This is a genomic window from Bacillus cereus group sp. BfR-BA-01349 (assembly GCF_022663795.1).
Lineage (GTDB): Bacteria > Bacillota > Bacilli > Bacillales > Bacillaceae_G > Bacillus_A > Bacillus_A cereus.
Genome location: NZ_JAKUGE010000020.1, coordinates 1 through 17752, shown reverse-complemented (window position 1 = coordinate 17752; position 17752 = coordinate 1). Strand labels below are relative to the sequence as shown.

The following is a 17752-nucleotide window of genomic DNA, read 5'->3' as shown; positions in this document are numbered from 1 at the left end:
CTAAGAATGTTTGTTAACATGGTGATATCTTCACTATGTTAACAATTTTGATTTTAGCAAAATATTCTGAAAATGTATATTTATTTTTCTTTTTATTAAAAATAATTAGAATTTTTATAATTCATTCTATGAGCGATAATTCACATGATCTTTCTAGCAAACTAGTAAGAAGAAGGGTACAATGATAAGAGTTGTATCTGTAAAATAATAATTAATGGAGTTTTGTTTATAATGAAAAAGTTAAAATATCTTTTTGTTTTTGGGATTATAATTGCTGCTGCGTTTTTTATAGGGAAAGATAAAATCATGCAAAAGGCGCAAGTTCTACGCCTAGAATTTCTATCTGAAATGAAAGAAGCAGCTATGATTGAAGATGTTCCGTTTATTAAACAATTACCAGAATTACCTCGAGGATGTGAAGTGACAAGTTTAGCTATGTTGCTGCAATATAAAGGTGTACAAGTAGATAAGATGCAACTTGCTAGCGAAATTCATCGTGTTCCATTTGAACAAAATGGTTTGCGTGGAAATCCTTACGAGGGATTTGTGGGAAATATTTATACAAAGGCAGAGCCTGGATATGGTGTGTACAATAAACCAATCTTTGATTTAGCAGAAAAATATGTTCCTGAAAAAGTAATTAATTTAACAGGTAGAGACATGCAAGATATATATAAAGTAATTAGTTCAGGCTCTCCGGTATGGGTCATTATTAATACGACGTTTAAGCCGCTAGCTGAAAGTAGTTTTGAAACATGGAATACGAGTTCAGGCGAAGTGAAAATTACATATTATGAGCATAGTGCAGTAGTAATTGGATATGATCAAAACTTTGTATATGTAAATGATCCTCTTAAAAATAATCCACGTTTGGCTGTTCCGCGAGCAGAATTTGAGAAAGCTTGGGAGCAAATGGGAAAACAAGCAATTACTATTTTATAATAATGAAAAAGTCATCTTTTGGATGGCTTTTTCTTTTTAGTTTATCATCACTGAAAATTCAGAAGATTCTTTTAAAAGTTAACAATTCACGTTATAATAACATTTAACTTGGTGAAGAAGGGGAGAAGAGAAATGGATGTTGCAAAGGAACTTGTTTTGTCAAAAAATCAGTTAGTTGAGTGGAGAAGGCATTTTCATAAGTATCCAGAGTTATCTTTTCAAGAAGAAAAAACATCGCAGTTTGTGTTCGATATACTTCGGAAATTTCCATGTTTAGAAGTGTCACGGCCGACTAAATATAGTGTGATGGCAAAGTTAGTAGGTAAACATCCGGGCAAAACAGTTGCGATTCGCGCCGATATGGATGCTCTTCCTATTCATGAAGAAAATGAGTTTGATTTTATTTCTACATATAAAGGTGTAATGCATGCATGTGGTCATGATGGACATATAGCGATATTACTTGGGGTTGTATATAAGTTAGTAGAAGAAAGAGAGAAGATTAAAGGGGAGATTCGTTTTCTATTCCAACATGCTGAAGAGAATTTTCCTGGTGGTGCAGAGGAGATGGTTGCTGCAGGTGTAATGGAAGGTGTGGATTATATTATTGGTGCTCACCTTTGGGCGTCGTTAGAGGTTGGGAAAATAGGTGTTATTTATGGTCCTGCAATGGCTGCACCGGATGTTTTTAAAATTAAGATAGAGGGAAAAGGTGGACATGCTGGAATCCCTCATGAAACGGTGGATAGTATTGCAATTGGAACACAAGTCGTTTCGCAACTTCAGCAAATTGTATCTCGCCTCACGAATCCATTAGATTCTCTCGTAATATCTGTTACGCAATTTCATGCGGGGACAACTCATAATGTAATACCAGAGCAAGCCGAGATTGAAGGGACAGTGAGAAGTTTAAGACATGAATTACGAGGTGAAACAGAGAAGAAGATTGAGCGGATTGTGAAGCATATTACGGAATCTTACGGAGCGAAATATACATTTTCATATGAATATGGGTATCGACCAGTTGTAAATGACTATGAAGCTACAGAGCTTATTGAACAAACGGCATTACAACTTTATGGAAGGGATAGAGTTGTTCGTTTACAGCCGACGATGGCTGGAGAAGATTTTTCAGCGTTTTTACAAAAGGCACCGGGGACATTCTTTTTTATCGGAGCGGGAAATAAAGAGAAAGGTATTATATATCCTCACCATCACCCTCGTTTTACGATTGACGAAGATGCATTACCGATTGGAGTGGAAGTCTTTGTATCAGCCATTATGAACTTTATAAGTAAAGGAGAATGAGATGAAGAAAATACACATTCTAGCGCTTATCCCAGTTCTTTGTTTAGTAGTTGGGCCAATATTTGCGAATTCAGTTACTCCTTACGTATTAGGGATGCCATTTTTATTATTTTGGGTATTATTATCAGTGTTTATTACATCTTTTTGTATGGGGCTTGTGTACGTGTTTGATCCTGCTAATAAGGAGGATGTAAAATGACTGCATTACTTATCATTATTTTATTTTTGTTTCTCGCACTATTTTTAGGGATTCGGGCACAACATGGAAAAGATATGAATTTAGAGCAATGGTCAGTTGGGGGAAGAGGGTTTGGCACTATTTTTGTTTTTCTCCTTATGGCAGGTGAAATTTATACGACGTTTACATTTTTGGGAGGAAGTGGCTGGGCGTATAGTAAAGGAGCACCTACCTTTTATATTTTAGGCTATGGCGCTTTAGCTTATCTTTTATCGTATTTTTTATTGCCACCGATTTGGAAGTATGCGAAAGAGCATAACCTTGTTTCACAGTCGGATTTTTTTGCGAAGAAATATAGAAGTAAAGCGCTTGGGATTATTGTTTCAATTGTTGGTGTTGTTTCCATCATCCCATATCTTGTTTTACAGTTAAAAGGGCTGGGAATTATCGTTTCAGAAGCTTCTTACGGAAGGGTGTCACCTGTTGTTGCGGTTTGGATTGGTGCTATTGTTATAACTATATATGTAATGGTTTCAGGTATACATGGTTCGGCTTGGACGGCCGCTTTGAAGGATATTATGATACTGTTTATCGTTATGTTTTTAGGTATATATTTACCGTATCATTATTATGGAGGATTTCAGCCGATGTTTGAGGCTGTAGAGGCAGCGAAACCGGGATTTTTATCTTTACCTGAAGAAGGAATGAGTATTTCTTGGTTTGTTTCTACTATTATATTAACGGCCCTCGGTTTCTATATGTGGCCTCATACATTTGCTTCTGCTTTTTCTGCAAAAAATGAAAAAGTATTTCGTAAAAATGCAGCAATTATGCCATTGTATTCTTTAGTTTTACTTTTCGTATTTTTTGCAGGATTTGCTGCTATATTACAGGTTCCGGGATTAAAAGGAGCGGATGTAGACCTTTCATTGTTCAGACTTGCTCTTCAAACGTTTGACCCTTGGTTTATTGGAATTATTGGTAGTGCGGGAGTATTAACGGCATTGGTTCCGGGTTCGATGCTTGTTATGGCGGCTTCTACACTGTTAGCGAAAAATATTTATCGAACGATAGTTCCATCTGCTTCAGATAGACAAGTTGCTAAGATGGCAAAATTATTTGTGCCTGTAGTAACGCTCGTGGCAGTTTTATTTACATTTAAAGGAGGAGAAACGATAGGAGCGCTTCTATTAATGGGATACAGTATCGTTACACAACTTTTCCCTGCACTTGTATGTAGTTTGTTTCCACGTCAAATTATTACGAAGCAAGGAGCTATTGCAGGAATGGGAGTTGGGCTATTAGTGGTCGCATATATTACCTTATCTGGTTCAACTATAGCCACGATGTTTCCGAGTTTCCCGCAGTATATAAAAGATTTGAATGTAGGTATAGTCGCATTGTTAATTAATATAATTGTGATGTTTGTAGTCAGTGGATTTACAAAAGGTGTATTTATAAAGAAAAACACTATAATAGTGGAAAAGTAATTCGTTTATCCCGCATTAACAAGCAGTAAGACCCCCACCTCAAAATTCAGCGGAAGCAAAGAAGTTAGGTGGGGGCCCTGCTGCCTGTAAAAGCCCGATTGGTGAGGGTTGATTAAAGTTTTACTTTATTAGAGCTATCTTTGAAAAGAGATAGCTCTTTTTTGTATATATTTTCTTCAATTAGCGGAATCTAACTAAAAACTTGTTGAAAAGGAAGTTAGGTGGGGAAATTGTTAGAGCTTGAAGGTAACTTATTTGAAGTTATGAAAGAAATTAGGGATGAGTTAGGTTCACCTAATGATTTAACAATTAGAGAAGTTGCTCTTGCTGGGAGTTTTACACGTTGTGCGGTTGTGTTTTTATGTGGGTTAACAGACAAGGATAATGTTTATAAATATGTAGTTCGTACTCTTCAATATGAAGAAGTGCAAAATGAAGCGGCTGTCGTTCAGACGTTATTGGATCGTTTTATTTCTATTGCGGAAGTGGGTAAGAAGACAACATTTCCGGATATTATAAATGCGATTTTAGCGGGAGATACAGTTATATTAATTGATAATATTCAAACTGCTATCATTATTAATAGTAGGGCTTGGGAGAAGCGAAGTTTAGAACCACCAGTGACAGAAGATTTAATACGCGGACCGAGAGTTGGATTAAATGAAGATATTAATGTGAATAAAATGTTAATCCGACGCAGCTTACGCGATCCAAAGTTGAGGTTCCAATCTTATATTATGGGGAAGCGATCGCAGAAAGAAGTAACCCTAGTATATATAGAAGATATTATTAATCCTCACATTGTAAAAGAGTTAGATCGCCGTCTTCAATCAATAGTGACAGATGTCGTTTTGGAAACAGGTACGATTGAACAATTAATTCAGGATAATAATTTATCCCCATTTCCACAGTTTTTGAATACAGAGAGGCCTGATAATATTATAGCCTCATTAGCGAAAGGGAAGGCGGCCATTTTAGTAGACGGATCCCCGTTTGCTCTTATTGCACCACTTGTGTTTGTTGATATTTTTCAATCTGTAGAAGATCATTATGAGCGCTGGGTGATTGGAACGTTATTAAGGTTTTTACGTATGGGTTCAGGCATAATTGCGGTTTTGTTACCAGCTATGTATGTAGCACTTGTATCTTATCATCAAGGACTTATTCCTTCTAAATTGGCTTATTCAATTGCAGGTGCGAGGGAAGGTGTTCCGTTTCCTGCATATATTGAAACATTAATGATGGCCTTGACTATGGAATTAATACGAGAAGCTGGAATCCGATTGCCGAAACCGATGGGGCAAACGATAGGGATTGTAGGAGGTCTTGTAATTGGAGAAGCTGCGGTAAATGCAGGGATTGTAAATCCGTTTTTAGTTATTATTATTGCAGTTACTGCGATTGCTACGTTTTCGCTTCCTGTATATAGTATTACGATTACGTTCCGAATTTTACTTTTCGTCTTTGTATTAGCTGCAACGGCTTTTGGACTGTATGGGATTATTCTAGCTCTGATCGCACTTGCTATTCATATTACAAATTTAACAAGTGTTGGTATACCGTATACAACTCCCATTGCTCCTGCATTTTATAAAGATTGGAAAGAAGAATTTATTCGCATGCCAAAATCGATGTTGAAAGATAGACCAGAGTACTTACAAACAAAAGACTCTACAATACGTCCAAAGGAGCGAAAATAAGTGAAACCATTTGAGTATGGCGATGAAGAGATTGGATCTCGGGAAATTGGGTTTGCGGTATCATCGACCATTATTGGTATAGGGGCATTGTCTATGCCAAGAGATATCGCTAACCAAACTTTATTTTCGGACGGTTGGATTATCTTGCTTTTGGGTGGACTGATTTGCGCAGTTTTAGGCTGGTTTGTGACGAGAGTGGCTATCTTATTTCCAAAACAAAATTTTGTTCAATATACGAGTGCGCATTTGACGAAGCCTGTTGCATACACAATTAGTAGTATTTTAGTATTAACTTTTGCTGCTTTGACAGCGTATGAATCGCGAATGATTTCAGTTATTTCTCAAACGTATTTATTTAGTGATACACCAATACAACTACTGTCTTTTTTCTTCTTATTAGTTGTTATTTATGGAATAGCAGGATCAAGAGCAGCCTTATTAAGGTTAAATGTTTTATTCTTGCCTATTGTTTTAATTGCGATAGTACTTCTTTCTTTATTGAATATAAATTTAATGGAAATAAATAATTTACTACCAGCTTTTCAAACGAAAGTAAGTCAATATGCTGTTGGAGTTAAAAATTCTATTTTTACGTTTATTGGATTTGAAGTAGCGTTATTTTATGCAGTTTTGCTGAATAATAAGACAGCGAAAAAAGCGCCAATGGCAGTCGCGAAAGCGGTGATGGTAAACGTGCTGTCATACATTTTAATTTATGTAACTTGTATTAGTGTTTTTACTTATATGACAACACGTGGATTGACATATCCAACAATTGAATTAGGGAAAGAAATTGAAATTGGTGGAGGATTTTTAGAAAGGTTTGATGCGATTTTTTTTACGACTTGGATTATTACTATTTATAACACTACAGCAATGTATTATGACGTCGCATCTTTATTGTTTTGTGCTATGTTTCCGAAAGTGAAGAAACAAATTTTTATTTTCATAAGTGCCCCTATTATTTTTATGGTGAATATGATACCTAGTAGTTTAAATACTTTATCAAGTTATGGGACTTATTTAGCTTGGATAGATATGGGGTGTGTTGTGTTAGCACCTTTGCTCGTTTTAATTGTATATAAAATAAAAAGAAGGAATGGTGGAAATGAAACACCTTCTTAAAATTATAATGGTTATGGCTTTAACTGGATTTATGAGTGGGTGTTCTGAGTTAGAAGAGATAGAAGAAAGAGGATTTGTAGTAGGAGCGGCTTACGATATTGTGAAGGAGAAGAAAGCGAATCCAATTATGAAAGGGACCTATCAGATGGTACTCCCCAGTAAATTGTCTCAACAGGGTGGACAAGGGGGTGGGGATAGCGAAAATTATATTAATGTTAGTGCAAAAGCAGATAGTGTATTTGAACAAATAAGAATAATCGCCAAAAAAATTAGTCGTACATTATTTTTCCCTCATATACAGGTGATTATTTTCTCTGAAGAATTACTTTCACATCCATACATTTTACAAAATACGTTAGATGTATATATTCGCGATCATGAGATGAGAAGAAATATTCGTTTGTTCGTTTCTAATAAAAATGCCGAAGCTATTTTAAAACAAAGTGCCAAGCCTGAAAATTTACCGGCGCAGTATATTGATATGTTAGCTGAACACCCTCCGAAAAATGCCCAAATGATTGAGGCTGCAAGAATTGGTGAGGTGCAGGAAAAGATGATCTCTAACCGAAGTTTTGTATTACCTATTCTGGAACTAACAAAACAAGGAGTACAAATGAACGGTGCAGCATTGTTTCGTGGAAAGGATAATAAGTGTGTAGGCAATTTGAGTGGGGAAGAAACAGTAGGGATGAATTATATAATAGGTAAAAAAATTGGAGGTTTTTTTACCATCCGTAAAAAGAATCAACTTATTACATATGAAATTCATAAGTTACGTCGAAAAATTAAAGTATCCACAACGAATGCTACAAAACCAAAGTTTGATATTCATTTATCTCTGGAAGGCACATTGGCTGAGTTGCATTTTAGTGATCATAAAAAGGTTTTGAATGAAAAGCGTTTAGAGAAGGATATATCGGAAGAAATGGAGAAGCGTATTCAAAAATCAATTAAACTTGTTCAAAAAAAATATAAGGTAGATGTACTAGAGTTAGGGGAAGTGTATAAGCGACATAATTATAAAGAGTGGAAAAAGGTAAGTAAGAATTGGGATCAAGGCGAAAATTACTTTAGTAATGCTGAAATTACTGTTCATGTTCATACAACAATTGAACATTCAGGTTCAGCTTTACCGAAAAGAGTGAAATAAGGTGATGAAAGTTGTTTACTGGATTAGGAATTAGTTGCACGATATTAATGGCAGTTCTTCCAGGAACTATATATTTTATTCATAAAAAACTCACAACGTATGGAGCACAGCCGTGGAATACTGATGTGCAAAAAAAGAAACCTGAATAATTTCAGGTTTCTTTCGTGCAAAGCATATGTGAAGGGGGATACCTTCTATGTATGCTTTGCTTTATACAAGCCCTAACCAATGTACCAATTGTGTAGAGAGGAATGTAACAACAATGGCGATAACGGTAGGGATTGCAAACGATAAGAATGTCCATTTTGCACTTTTTGTTTCTTTGTATATATTAACAAGTGTTGTTCCGCACGGGAAATGAAGAAGTGAGAACAACATTGTGTTTAACGCTGTTAACCAAGTCCAACCATTTTCTAGGAATAGATTTTTAATTTGATTAAAATCATCTATTTCAGTTAAAGCCCCAGTTGATAAGTAAGACATTAATAAAATTGGGATTACAATTTCATTAGCGGGTAGTCCAAGAATGAATGCAGCTAGAATAAACCCGTCAAGTCCTAACATTTTAGCAAATGGATCTAGGAAGTTTACAAAATACATAAGTAAGCTTGTGTCACCGATAAAAATGTTAGCAAGTAACCAAGTTAATGCAGCCGCAGGGGCAGCAACAACTATAGCTCGTTTTAAAACATAGATTGATTTATCGAGTGTTGCGCGAACAATTGTATTCCAAACTTTTGGCTTGCGGTACGGAGGTAACTCAAGTGTGTAGTGAGTTGGAACCCCTTTTAAGGCTGTTTTTGATAGTACCCAAGAAACAGTTAATGTCATAATAACACCAATTACAACCATTCCAACTACAACACCAGCAGTAACCAATGTTTGCATACTGCCTGTATAACCAGCAGCCATAAATAGTGAAGCCATTAAAATTAACATAGGCCAGCGACCGTTACAAGGAACGAAGTTGTTCGTTAAAATTGCTAGCATACGTTCACGTGGTGATTCAATGATACGTGTTGACATAATGGCTGCTGCATTACAACCAAATCCCATTGCCATTGTTAAAGATTGTTTCCCGTGTGCGCCGGATCGTTTGAATAAGCGGTCCATATTAAACGCGACACGTGGTAAGTATCCGTAGTTTTCTAATAGCGCGAACATAGGGAAAAAGATTGCCATAGGTGGTAACATAACGCTAATAACAGCACCGATACCACGGAACAAACCAAGTATTAAAATGCCATGTAACCATTCAGGTGCATGCGCTGCTTGGAACCAAGATGTTAAATATCCTTCGGCCCATCCGAAGAATTCGGCAATCATATCAGATGGTACGTTAGCGCCTGCAATTGTAAGATAAAAAATAATAGATAAAATACCGAGCATAATTGGGAATCCCCAGATTGGAGATGTGAAAATTTTATCTAGTTTTTCGGAACGATATAATTTATCAGTATTTGTATATTGGATGGATTCTTTACATATGCTTGCGGATGTTCGGTAAATATCTCCGACTATATCATCTCGTATATCTTCTTTTGAAAGTGTTTGTGCATGTTGAATAATATAGTCTAATGGAAGAGCTTTACTGGCTGAGTGAGATTCCATTAATTACGACCTCCCTTACAAGTGGTTCATTATGGTGTTTTTGAAGTGTAGTTAAGAAATTTTTATCTCCATCTAATATACGTAACGTAATCCAACGTGCTGGATACGTATCACCGAATACTTTATAAATTTGTGGCTCTAATTCCTGAATCATATTTTCGATTTTTTCGCTGTAAGTAATTTTAATTGGTGTTGGAATTAGTTTTTTATTTGCTACTTTTGCAATAACATTTAGCAAATGACCAATACCTACTCGGTTACGTGCTGAAATTTTAACGACAGGCACACCAAGTGATTTTGCTAATTTCTTTTCATCGATAACAATCCCTTTTTTCTCGGCTTCATCAATTAAGTTAATGCAAATGACTACATTATTTGTCATCTCCATCACCTGGAGTGCTAAATTTAAATTTCTTTCCATAGCAGTTGCGTCTATAACAACTACAGTTACTTCTGGTTTTTCAAATATAATATAATCCCTTGCTACTTCTTCGTCTGCGGAATTTGAGTATAGTGAGTAAGTTCCAGGTAAATCTATTAATGTATAATTACTTCCGTTATGTTCATATTCTCCTTCAGCTTTTAAAACAGTTTTTCCCGTCCAGTTTCCAGTATGTTGTTTTAAGCCTGTTAAAGTATTAAATAATGTACTTTTCCCTGTATTTGGGTTACCAGCTAAAGCGATACGATGTTTGCTCATCTGAAATCATCTCCTATTAATACCCCGAAAATAAGGGAGCTTTCTTCTTTACGCAGTGCAATAGTTGTGTTGCTCACTTGATAAGCGACCGGATCTCCAAGTGGACTGCGTTGCAATACTTTAATCGTCGCCCCCGGGATAAATCCCAAATCTAATAAGCGTCGTTTCATAGTTCCTTCTAATTGTATCTTCTCAATTTGTACAAACTCTCCTATTTTAAATTCGGAAAGTGGTTTTATATTAGCCGATACCATAAAAGTTACCTCATCTCTATATTTTTAGTTTGAGTTTAAAAAGTTTCCTTAGGTAAACTTTTTGTTAGTAATATATAGACTACATTGGATGATGCTGTCAATTGGTACTTTAAAAATATTCATTTAATTTTAGAATTGTTCCAATTTATTTAGTTGTACTAAAAAATATTACTGAAATTCTTTTTTATGTGCATAAATTAGGCGTGTAAAAGTTACAAAATACAGCGGAATTGTAAATATAACTTTAATTAAAAGGGAAAAAGAGAGAAAAACATTTACATTGGATTTACATTGTTAAGAATAAATTTACATTACAGCTTAAATAGTGTGGATTTTGTTGGGTTCTTTAACTATAAATGTTGGGATTCCTAGTTTTTAAGGATTATTATCGTCATTTACTTAAAATTAAAAATTGCTTAACACTTACATAATATTATTGTCCTACAATGAATTTGTGTTCGAAAGAAGTAGACAAATGTGAAAAGTGATAATCCAAATGGGGGTACAAGACATGGTTATGAAAAAGGGTATTAAATTTTCTTTAGCAGCTTTAGTGGTAGCGGGTTCATTAGTGGGATGTGGAAAAGCAGAAGAGACATCAGGTAAAGATGCTAAAGGAAACGATAATGCAAAACAAGAATTGTCAGGTACGATAGCAGCTGCAGGCTCTACAGCACTTCAACCTCTTGCAGAGGAAGCTGGAAAGAAATTTATGGAGAAAAATTCAAACGTTTCTATTCAAGTGCAAGGTGGCGGTAGTGGAACTGGAATTAACCAAGTAGCTTCTGGTGCAGTCCAAATTGGTAACTCAGATGTTCCATCTGCAGATAAAATAAAAGATGCTAATAAGGCGAAAGAATTAGTAGATAACAAGGTAGCGGGTATTGCATTCGCACTTGTCGTAAATAAAGATGTAAAAGTTGATAACTTAACAGTACAACAAGTACAAGATATCTTCACTGGAAAAGTAACAAACTGGAAAGAAGTAGGCGTGAAAGATGAAAAAATCAACGTGATTAATCGTCCAGCTTCTTCTGGTACACGTGCTACATTTGAAAAAACAATTATGAAAGACGCGAAAATCAATGATGGAACTGGTACTACACAAGATTCTAACGGTGCAGTAGAACAAGCGATTAACTCTACTCCAGGTTCAGTAAGTTATTTAGCGATGTCTTACATGGTTGGCGAGAAAAAAGGTGCGCTACAAACAGTAAAAATTGATGGTGCTGAACCAAAAGTTGAAAACATTGCGTCTGGTAAATATCCATTTTGGTCTTACGAGTACATGGTAACGAAAGGTGAGGCAAAAGAAGCAACAAAAGCTTACATTGACTATGTAAAAGGTAAAGATTTTGAAAAGCAAGTAGAAGATATGGGTTATATTCCAATGTCTAAATTAAATAAGTAATAAAATTTATGGGGCTGGCTGCAAGGCCAGTCCTGTTCATTTCAATTTATGAAGTGGGGTCTGTCCTGTGATGAAGGGGAAAAAACAAATTAATTACGTAAAAAGTGAATATATAGGAAGATCACTTGTTACGTTTTGTGGTATTTTTATTGTTTTAATTACATTAGCTATTATTGCGTTTATTTGTGGTAAAGGTATTCAATCTTTTACACAAAGTGGTATCTCATTTACTGAGATGTTAACATCGACAAAATGGAATCCAAATGCTGATCAAGGATCCTTCGGGGCTTTAATTTTCATTGTAGGTTCAACGGTGGTTTCGTTAGGTGCGGTCATTATTAGTGCACCAATTGCTATAGCTCTTGCTATATTCATGAATTTAATTTCGCCAAAGTTTGGAAATAAAGTATTGAAGCCTGTTTTAGAATTATTAGTTGGTATTCCTTCGGTTGTATACGGATTATTAGGGGTTACGATTTTAGTGCCACTATTACGTGATTCGTTTGGGGGAGTAGGCTTTAGTTTAATTGCGGGTATTGTTGTATTAAGTATTATGATTTTGCCAACTATTGCTAGTATCGCTTCTGATGCAATACGTTCTGTTCCATTTGATTATTTAGAAGCTTCTTATGGTCTAGGATCAACGAAATGGCAAGCGATTAGCCGAGTAATTGTTCCTGCTGCGAAGAAAGGGATTTTAACAGGTGTTGTTTTAGGTTTAGCGCGTGCTTTTGGTGAAGCGCTAGCGGTTCAAATGGTAATCGGGAATACGATTAAATTACCAGAAGGAATATACAGTCCAACAGCGACGTTAACTGGTATTTTAACAATGGACATGACAAATACATTAAACGGAACTGCTTGGAACAATGCGCTATGGACTTTAGCAATGATTTTACTTGTTATTTCATTCCTGTTTATTTTAGTAATTCGAGCGATTGGGCAAAGAGGTGAGCGATAATAATGAATGCAAGAACGGTAAATAAAGTTTGGACAGGTATCTTTTATACGATTGCAGCTTTAGTTGTAGCTTTGCTAGTGTTCTTAGTGTTTGAGATTTTACAAAAGGGATGGGGTTTTTGGGATCCTAATTTCTTGTTTGGAGAACCAAGTAATACAAGAGCTGGTGGTGGGATTGGTCCGCAGTTATTCAATTCTTTCTATATGCTTGTTATAACGCTTATTATATCTATTCCTCTTGGATTAGGTGCTGGAATATATTTAGCAGAGTATGCAAAGCAAGGACGTTTTTTAAACTTTGTTCGTTTATGTATCGAGACAATGGCATCTTTACCTTCTATTGTTGTTGGTTTATTCGGTTTGTTAGTGTTCGTTACAATGACTGGTTGGGGATATACAGTAATGGGTGGTGCCCTTGCTTTAACTATTTTAAACTTACCGGGCTTAACGCGTGTTTGTGAAAATGCGATTTCAGAAGTTCCTTCTAATGTGAAAGAGGCAAGTCTTGGGCTAGGTGCAACGAAGTGGCAAACGATCACTCGTATTATTATTCCGTCGTCATTACCACAAATCATTACAGGTGTTATTTTAGCTGCGGGTCGTATATTTGGTGAAGCAGCGGCATTAATTTATACAGCGGGTTTAACATCTCCGATTTTAAATTCAGCAGCGGACTTCTCAAGTCCTGCTCATCCTTTAAATCCATTTAGACCAGCTGAAACGTTAGCGGTTCACATTTGGAAGTTAAATTCTGAAGGAATTATCCCGGATGCGAAGTTAATTGCGACAAAATCTGCAGCTGTATTAATTATTATGGTATTACTATTCAATGTTATTTCACGCTTGATAGCATCTATATTACACAAGCGCTTTACAGGAACGAAAAGAAAAAGTAAAACGACGAAAAAGGTAAAAGCGGCATAAATTATAAAGAAGAACTCTCTACTTATAAATAGGGGGTTCTTTTGTATTTTAATTATAGAAGGAAAGGGCGTAACGATTGTTGAATTTGTGATTAATTATATAGACGAACAGATGTAATTTAGATTGTGGATTCTAGTGAATCTCTAGAACGGTACGCGGAAAAAATGATGGATTATATGAGTAGGTAGAGAAAAAGGGTTATCTTCATTCGTGAAGATAACCCTTTTCTTTTAAATGTCAGGTGTTTCTGTAGAAGTGCTTATTTTTCTACGGGAGCGTCTTTTTCTCCCGATTTTATCTAATAGTTCATACATAACTGGAACAACTACTAATGTAAGAAGAGTTGAGACTGCCAAACCACCGATGAGAACGACGGCTAAACTTTTTGATACCATACTCCCTGCTTGGGATTGGCCAAATAGAAGTGGGAGCATAGCAACGATTGTTGTAATAGCTGTCATAATAATTGGGCGTAGTCTAGTAGAACCTGCTTCAAGTAAGGCTTCTCTTGTTTCCATTCCGTGTTCCCGATTTTGTTGGACTCTTTCTATTAATACAATAGCGTTTGTAACAACAATCCCGATTAACATTAACGCGCCGATTAAGGAATTTACATCAACAGGTGTTCGTGAAACGATTAAGCCTAAAATACCACCGACAGCAGCTAACGGTAAGGAGAATAGGATTGCAAAAGGAGCACGTGCTTGCCCGAAGGTGATAACCATAATTAAATATACAATCCCTATTGCAATCCCCATAATTTTGAATAAATCTGTAAAATTCTCTTGCATAGATTCAGTAGCTCCTGCGATATTGACTTTTGCACCACTAGGTAAATCTAAGTCAGTTATCGCTTTATTTACTGCTGTGTTTACTTTACTCAAATCTTCATTTGAAGCTTCGGCTGTAATTTGGATTGTTTCTTTTCCGTCTTTATGGAAAATTTCTGTTTGCGTTTGTTTTTCTGAAATAGTTGCGATGTCTTTTAAAGGTATTGGGCCATTAATAGGTGATAGTATGTTTGTATTTAAAATATCTTCTTGTTTATTAATGTTTTCTTTTTTGTGTTCTATCATAATAGTAGTTTTTTCATTATTAATTGTAATTTCGCCAATAGGTGATTTCTTCATAAGGAATGCTACTTGTTGCGCAGCTATTTCTGGTGTTAAACCTAGTTGTTCAGCCTTTGTTTGATCAATATGAATTTGCCATTCTTTCTTAGAGTCTTCTAAATTTGTTTTTACTTTAGAAAGATCATCCATGCTTTTTAGTTTTGTTTCAACGATAGTAGCCGCCTCTTTTAAATCCGCTTCGTTAGTAGCTGTTACGTTAAATTGTAAGTTATTGCCGCCGCCAGAACTTGAATAACTTGTTTTTATATAATCAAGTTCAGCAGGCTCAAAAGTTTTATTTTCCTTTTTTAACTCTTTAATATATTGATCAATATCAGAACCTTTTTTAAAGACTACGAATATACTAGCAAGGTTATTTTTAGTTGTTTGCCCCCATTGTGCATCTTCTGCGCTAGATCCCATTCGTAAAATAACGTCTGTTATATCTGAATTAGAAAGTAATTTCTTTTCAAAATCAAATGCTTTTTGTTTTTGAGATTCAGCATTATAATCGGCTGGAAATGTCATGTTAATAGATAACATTGTGTCGTCTTCAGATTTTATGTTTGCTTTCGGTAGTAATATATAGGCCGCAATTGATCCTGCAAATAATAAAAATGAAGTAAGTAGAATAATGAATTTATGAGAAAGAGCCCACTTTAATGTAGCGACATATCGTGATGAAGAACTTGGCTTTCGATGCTTTGTTTTTTTGAGTAGTAAAAAAGCCATAAGTGGAACAACTGTTAGTGCAACGATTAAGGATGATAGTATAGAATATACAACTGCTAATACCATAGGTAACATTAATTTTCCGATTGCTCCTGATACGAGGCCGATAGGTAAAAAAACAGCGACCGTTGTTAAAGTAGAAGAAGTAATTGCGACTGCGACTTCTTTCGTTGCATCGAGAATGATATCTTTAGAGAAAGAATCTTTTTGTAAACGGCGGAAAATATTCTCGATGACAACGATACTATCATCGACGAGACGTCCAACCGCAACAGCTAAACCACCGAGGGTTAAAATGTTAAGCGTAATGTTAGATTGATGTAGTAAAAAGAGTGTTAATAAAATAGATAATGGAATACTGACAACAGCGATGAGTGTTGTTCGGAAGTTACGTAAAAAGATTAAGATAATTAGAGTTGCAGCGATTGCTCCAAGTATTACTTCTTTTCCCATGCTAGTAACAGCATTTTCAACTTGTTCATGGGTTGAAGCCAAAAGTTTAATAGAAAATTGATTTTTATATTCCTTATCTATCTCTTTAACTTTTTTATCAATCTCTTTTCCAATGGCAACTGCATTTTTACTTGGCTCTTTCATGATGATTAATCCTGTGCCTTCTTCTCCGTTTATATGTGAGATTGTATCGTAGTGTTGTTTAATTTCAATTTGAGCAATGTCTTGCAATTTCACTTGGGGTGCCACAGTGATGTTTTTAATGTCATTTACATTTTTTATGTCCCCAATGACGCGGAGGTTGTATTCTTCCTGATTAACAGTAATTGCCCCAGCTGGAGTAGAAGTTTCTTTTCCTTGTAAAACAGTTAATATCTGCTGTGATGTTACGTTTTTGTTTTTTAATTGTTCGGATCAAGTACGATAGATAATTCAGAGGTGGATTTTCCGAAAAACATAACGTTGGCAACACCATCAATGTTTTCGAGTTGTGGTACGATTTCTTTTTCAATTTGTTTTTCATCTGCTTTTGAAAAACCGTTTTGTTTCTGGATAGTAATTTGAGCGAGTGGAATCATAGAAGTGTTTAATTGACTAACTACGGGCTTGGTTACATCTTTAGGTAATTTAATTATATTGACGGCTTTTTCGACTTCGCGTGCTGCATCTTTCATGTTTGCTTTTGATGTATACGCAATGTCGATACGTGATAATCCCTCGTATGTAGAAGAAGTAATGGTGTCGACGTGCTCTAAATTGCGAAATTGTTTTTCGAGAGGATCAGTTACATCTTTTGTCATCGTTTCAGCGTCGAGTCCTTGAGATAAGGTTGTGACGGTAATTGCTGGATTGTCGATACTTGGTAAAAATTCCATAGGTAATTTAGAGCCGGAATAAACACCGAGTATGGAAATGAGAAAAATCATGATGATAATGGCAGCTCGGTTTTTTAATGAAAACTTTGTTAACCTATCCATAAAATAATTCCTCCATTGGTTTATTTATAGTTGAGTGCGTCCTTTCTTACTATATAACAAAAAATGGATATTTTTCATCAATTAAATGTAAAAAAATTCTAACAATATCCTTAAGTTTATAATAGGGTTGGAATGTTGTTAATTTGTAGGGAGATAAATTTTGAATGAGAAGGAAGGGGATAATGCGCGCGAGTGGTTGTTTAATGTAGATGGGATTTTTTCTTACGGCTAATTTGTATGGTTATTTTATAGAAGGATAATTATTATAAACTTTAATATAGAAGAGAATGAAAATTTGGGAAGGCATTGTGAAATACAATTTGGTTGAACGGAGTGTATTAGCATACAATTAAAATAACTATTTTCAGTAGTAAGGATAATAGTTATTTCTATAGAAGAAATTAGGGTAGATAATTTTTTTATGTTTTTTATAAAAACACTTGTTATTTGAAAATCATGATGGTATATTAATAAACGTCGCTGATGCGGAAACGCAGAAAACGACAAAAAAGAAATTTTAAAACTTAGTTGACATCGAAAAATGAAGATGTTAATATGATGAAGTCGCTTCTGAAGCGGTGGACAAGTTCTTTGAAAACTGAACGAAACAAACAACGTGAAACGTCAATTTTTATTTTAGATGCTAGACAAACTAACTTTATTGGAGAGTTTGATCCTGGCTCAGGATGAACGCTGGCGGCGTGCCTAATACATGCAAGTCGAGC

At 35.4% G+C, this 17752-nt stretch carries 14 protein-coding genes, 1 rRNA gene and 1 pseudogene; 12 read left to right on the top strand and 4 right to left on the bottom strand.

Annotated elements, in window-relative coordinates; translation table 11 throughout:
• Positions 1-231: 231 nt before the first annotated feature.
• The 8 genes from MR169_RS12930 to MR169_RS12895 all read left to right on the top strand — a co-directional run bounded on the left by MR169_RS12930 (position 232) and on the right by MR169_RS12895 (position 8042).
• The gene (locus MR169_RS12930; RefSeq protein WP_000734482.1) at positions 232-942 is read left to right on the top strand and encodes a C39 family peptidase; all 711 of its coding nucleotides are present in this window, start codon (positions 232-234) and stop codon (positions 940-942) included.
• A gap of 132 nt (positions 943-1074) precedes the next feature.
• A complete protein-coding gene (locus MR169_RS12925) occupies positions 1075-2250 on the top strand; it encodes an amidohydrolase (protein WP_000382124.1) in 1176 nt (391 codons plus the stop codon).
• Between the two features lies 1 nt (position 2251).
• Complete coding sequence (locus MR169_RS12920; RefSeq protein WP_000719833.1) at positions 2252-2449, top strand: DUF3311 domain-containing protein; 198 nt, start codon at positions 2252-2254, stop codon at positions 2447-2449.
• The gene (locus tag MR169_RS12915) at positions 2446-3918 is read left to right on the top strand and encodes a sodium:solute symporter family protein (protein ID WP_000125930.1); all 1473 of its coding nucleotides are present in this window, start codon (positions 2446-2448) and stop codon (positions 3916-3918) included. Before MR169_RS12920 ends, MR169_RS12915 begins: the two co-directional genes overlap by 4 nt.
• A 221-nt stretch (positions 3919-4139) precedes the next feature.
• Positions 4140-5618 carry a spore germination protein GerLA gene (gerLA, locus tag MR169_RS12910; RefSeq protein WP_001999095.1) on the top strand — a complete coding sequence of 493 codons (1479 nt, stop codon included), beginning with the start codon at positions 4140-4142 and terminating at the stop codon, positions 5616-5618.
• On the top strand, positions 5619-6743 hold the full coding sequence (gerLB, locus tag MR169_RS12905) for a spore germination protein GerLB (protein ID WP_000802011.1): 1125 nt from the start codon (positions 5619-5621) through the stop codon (positions 6741-6743).
• Positions 6727-7893, top strand: a complete 1167-nt coding sequence (gerLC, locus tag MR169_RS12900) for a spore germination protein GerLC (RefSeq protein ID WP_242319491.1) — start codon at positions 6727-6729, stop codon at positions 7891-7893. The genes gerLB and gerLC overlap by 17 nt, the downstream gene beginning before the upstream one ends.
• Positions 7894-7904: 11 nt before the next feature.
• Positions 7905-8042 carry a hypothetical protein gene (locus MR169_RS12895; RefSeq protein WP_000493997.1) on the top strand — a complete coding sequence of 46 codons (138 nt, stop codon included), beginning with the start codon at positions 7905-7907 and terminating at the stop codon, positions 8040-8042.
• A gap of 61 nt (positions 8043-8103) precedes the next feature.
• Here the strand turns inward: MR169_RS12895 and MR169_RS12890 are convergent, their stop codons facing one another.
• Genes MR169_RS12890 through MR169_RS12880 form a run of 3 tightly spaced genes read right to left on the bottom strand, consistent with a single transcriptional unit; the run spans position 8104 to position 10458 of the window.
• Positions 8104-9504 (bottom strand): nucleoside recognition domain-containing protein, encoded by a 1401-nt coding sequence (locus tag MR169_RS12890; protein WP_000443591.1) that lies wholly within the window; start codon positions 9502-9504, stop codon positions 8104-8106.
• Positions 9482-10204: a FeoB small GTPase domain-containing protein gene (locus MR169_RS12885; RefSeq protein WP_000033866.1), complete on the bottom strand. Its 723-nt coding sequence runs from the start codon at positions 10202-10204 to the stop codon at positions 9482-9484. Before MR169_RS12885 ends, MR169_RS12890 begins: the two co-directional genes overlap by 23 nt.
• Positions 10201-10458: a FeoA family protein gene (locus tag MR169_RS12880; RefSeq protein WP_000252982.1), complete on the bottom strand. Its 258-nt coding sequence runs from the start codon at positions 10456-10458 to the stop codon at positions 10201-10203. The genes MR169_RS12885 and MR169_RS12880 overlap by 4 nt, the downstream gene beginning before the upstream one ends.
• Before the next feature lie 511 nt (positions 10459-10969).
• On the opposite strand from MR169_RS12880, the gene MR169_RS12875 reads away from it, so the two are divergent.
• The 3 genes from MR169_RS12875 (at position 10970) to pstA (ending at position 13753) form a co-directional block, all read left to right on the top strand.
• Positions 10970-11869, top strand: coding sequence for a phosphate ABC transporter substrate-binding protein PstS family protein (locus tag MR169_RS12875; protein WP_242319490.1), 900 nt, complete (start codon positions 10970-10972; stop codon positions 11867-11869).
• Positions 11870-11939: 70 nt separating this feature from the next.
• Positions 11940-12830: a phosphate ABC transporter permease subunit PstC gene (gene pstC / locus MR169_RS12870; protein ID WP_000676676.1), complete on the top strand. Its 891-nt coding sequence runs from the start codon at positions 11940-11942 to the stop codon at positions 12828-12830.
• A gap of 2 nt (positions 12831-12832) precedes the next feature.
• Positions 12833-13753, top strand: coding sequence for a phosphate ABC transporter permease PstA (pstA, locus tag MR169_RS12865; RefSeq protein WP_086423280.1), 921 nt, complete (start codon positions 12833-12835; stop codon positions 13751-13753).
• Between the two features lie 230 nt (positions 13754-13983).
• Here pstA and MR169_RS12860 read toward each other — a convergent pair.
• Positions 13984-17027: pseudogene (locus tag MR169_RS12860) on the bottom strand (efflux RND transporter permease subunit).
• A 658-nt stretch (positions 17028-17685) separates the two neighbouring features.
• Between MR169_RS12860 and MR169_RS12855 the strand changes: the two are divergent.
• Positions 17686-17752 (top strand): 16S ribosomal RNA (locus MR169_RS12855); the annotation flags it as partial.